Source organism: Pirellulales bacterium (assembly GCA_019694455.1).
GTDB lineage: Bacteria > Planctomycetota > Planctomycetia > Pirellulales > JAEUIK01 > JAIBBY01.
The window spans coordinates 1-3,104 of the sequence record JAIBBY010000127.1; the positions used below are offsets into that span (position 1 = coordinate 1).

Annotated in this window: 2 protein-coding genes; one reads left to right on the forward strand and one right to left on the reverse strand. The window is 63.1% G+C overall.

Annotated features, from left to right (window positions below; genetic code table 11):
• Window positions 1-125 precede the first annotated feature (125 nt).
• Window positions 126-2,795 (forward strand): SUMF1/EgtB/PvdO family nonheme iron enzyme, encoded by a 2,670-nt coding sequence (locus K1X71_21190; protein ID MBX7075665.1) that lies wholly within the window; start codon window positions 126-128, stop codon window positions 2,793-2,795.
• A 52-nt stretch (window positions 2,796-2,847) separates the two neighbouring features.
• Here the strand turns inward: K1X71_21190 and K1X71_21195 are convergent.
• Window positions 2,848-3,104, reverse strand: a 257-nt coding sequence (locus K1X71_21195) for an SHOCT domain-containing protein (GenBank protein MBX7075666.1), incomplete at its 5' end; no start/stop codon positions are given.

Here is a 3,104-nt window from a genome sequence, read left to right on the forward strand (position 1 = left end):
AATAAAGAGCTGTCCTTCGCCGCCAAATCATGCCCACATTTTTTCGGAAGCTGATCGCTCGGGTTGCCGACGCGCTCGGCGACAAGACGCAAGACCCTCGGACGGCGCAGCCGGAACCTCGCGAAATGAATAACGCCGAACTTCATGGCTCGGGCGCCATCGCCCAAGGCGACGGCGCCGTCGCAGCGGGGGCGGGTGGTGTGGCGGTCGCCGGCAATCACACCGGTGCGATCAACACCGGCTGGCAGATCGTCAACCACTACCACGCCGCAAGCGACCAACGCCTGAGCCAAGAACAGATCGCGCAGCAGGTCGCCGGCTATCTGCGTTGGCTGCAAGCGCGCACGGAACACATCGAACTGCGTGGCATCGAGCGGGCGGGCGGGGCGCCGGTAGTGTTGCTGCCACTGGAGAAGGCTTATGTGCCGCTGCGCGCTAAATGGATGGGGTGGGGCGGCGCGGATATCGCCTTGAACCAGGTGCTGGGGTCGGGCAATCGCCTGGTTATCATCGGCGGACCAGGTTCCGGCAAAACGACGGTGCTAATGCACATGGCCTGGGCGCTCGCGTTTTCGCTACTGAGCGGTCAACCCGATCCGGCGCGTTCGCGTCTTGGCCCTTTGATGAAGCCGGGCGAACCCGACGAGCAAGGCAAACCGGGCAAGCCCCAGGAATGCAAGCCGAACGAACTACCGCTACCCATCTTCGTGCCCTTGGCCTCCTTCGCGCGTTACCGCCGCAACCTGGCGGGCAACGCACCGGCGTACGAGCGAACCCTGGCTCACTTCATCTCGCATCACCTGATCAGCAAGCAGGCGGATTTCGATCTCCCCATCGACTTCTTCGTCAAGCTGCTCAAGGACGGCCGGGACGTGCTCCTGCTGTTGGATGGGCTGGACGAAGTGGCGAACGAGAACGAGCGCGCCGAGGTGCGTCAGTCGGTGGAAGAGTTGGTACACGGGCGCGAGGCCATGCGCGTCGTGGTCACCTGCCGCACCGTCGCCTACCGCAGCGGGCGCACGGCACTGGGCGCAAATTTTCGCGAGATCGCCGTACAGCCGCTCGACTTTGAGCAACACATCGCGCCGATGGTGCGCCAGGCCTATGCCTGCATTTACCCGCTCGACGCAGCGTTGCGCACCGACCAGGCGAGTGACTTGCTGGGTGGCATTCGGCGGCTGGAAGAAGAACGCCGCGCGCGGCTCGGTCAGCAGGCCGAAACTTTCGTGGATAGCCCACTCATGGTGCGGCTGTTGTTAATCGTGCATTTCAACAACCGCAAGTTGCCCGACGAGCGCGCCGAGCTGTTTGACAAGGCCATCAACGCGCTGCTGCAAGTAGACTACGGGCGCGAAGAGAGCGACATCCGCGAACTGTCGACGGATTGGAAGCTGTATCGCGACATGGTGCAGCATCTCGCTTTCCACATGCACCAGCAGGGCCGCGATCAAGGACGCGAGATCGAAGAGCCGGCGCTAAAGAAGGCGTTGCGCGAGGAGAGCGAATTCAAGCCACGCATCGACGACTTCCTCAGCCATGCCCGCCAGCGTGGCAGCGTGCTGGAAGAGCGCGACGGCGCGTACCGCTTCATTCATCTGGCCCTTCAGGAATTCTTGGTCGCGCGCTACCTGCGGGAGGTGATCGGTGGAGAAGGTCGTGAGGCTATCCTCGCCGTTCTAAACAATCGGCTGGACGATCCCTGGTGGCGCGAACCGATCTTGCTGTTGGTCGGCTATATGACCATCAATGCCACTCGGTCGGCGCGGGATTTCATCGGCGCGCTGGCCCAAGCCGGCAGCCAACCGAACGCGCAATTTTCCGCCGCCGAGTTGGCGGCCACGGCGGCGCTGGAATGGCGCGACAGCGGCGAGCCGGTCCGGGCGGAGTGCGCTCGGCGCATCGTGGTGTTGTTGAGCGATTTGGAGGCATCGGCAACATCCAAGCCAATCCTGCGTACCCGCGTAGGCGACATCTTGGCGCGCTTGGGCGATCCGCGCTTCGATGCCGGGCATTGGTATCTCCCGAATGAACCGTTTTTCGGTTTCATCGAAATCCCTGCTGGTGATTTCAAGATGGGTGATGACCTGCACCGGATTTCGCTACCGGGTTACTATTTGGCCCGCTGGCCGGTGACGGTGGCGCAGTTCGCCGTTTTTGTCGAAGCCAGCGGAGATGGGTCGCATTCCTCGCGGGAGGTCGCGAACCATCCCGTCGTGGGCGTGAGCTGGCACGAGGCTTTGGCTTACTGCCGCTGGCTGAATGGGCGGTTGTGCAAACTCGCCCCCGAACGACTGGCCATGGCAGACCCTCTGCCCGAATCCGAATGCCGATTCTGGCAAGGATTCGCCGACGGTTCAGTAGGAATCGGCTTGCCCTCGGAGGCGGAGTGGGAAAAAGCGGCCCGCAGTGATGACGGGCGGATTTATCCATGGGGAAGCGAGCCCGACCCCAATCGCGCCAACTACGACAAGACCGGCCTCGGTGCGACCAGCGCGGTAGGCTGTTTCCCTGGCGGCGCCAGCCCTTACGGTTGCGAGGAGATGAGCGGCAACGTCTGGGAATGGACGCGCAGTCTGTATGGCGACTATCCCTATCCCCCGGAAGGTCCGCAATGTCAGGCGCGGGAAGATTTGAATGCACCAGACAATGTCGTCAGCCGGGTGCTGCGGGGCGGCGCGTTCGACGACTTTGCGAGGGACGCGCGCTGCGCCGTCCGCGGCGACTACGGTCCCGGCGGCCGCGGCAACTTCATCGGGTTTCGGGTGGTGGTGTCCCCATTCTTCTCTGACCGATGAAAACTCTGATCTCTGGTAGGGGCGTGGGTAACATCAGGGTGGGCAGAAAGCTTTAAATCCGGTTCAACAGTTCTGTCTTCTTGGCGGCGAACTCCTCGGCGCTGAGGATCCCCTTAGCGTGCAGATCGGCCAGTCGCTCAAGCAGGGCAAAGACGTCGTCCCCCCCTGGCGGCGCGGGTGCATCGCTGGTATTCGACGGCGTGGCAGGCACAGGTTGAGGTACGCCATCCGCCTCCACGACCGGTAGGCGTGCCACGTCCACCAACCCGTACTGGCTGGAAAACGTCAGCGACCCGCCCGTGCCCTGCT

Coding starts and splice junctions, on each gene's coding strand:
- K1X71_21190 (MBX7075665.1), top strand. CDS start 126: ATGAATAACGCCGAACTTCATGGCTCGGGCGCCATCGCCCAAGGCGAC.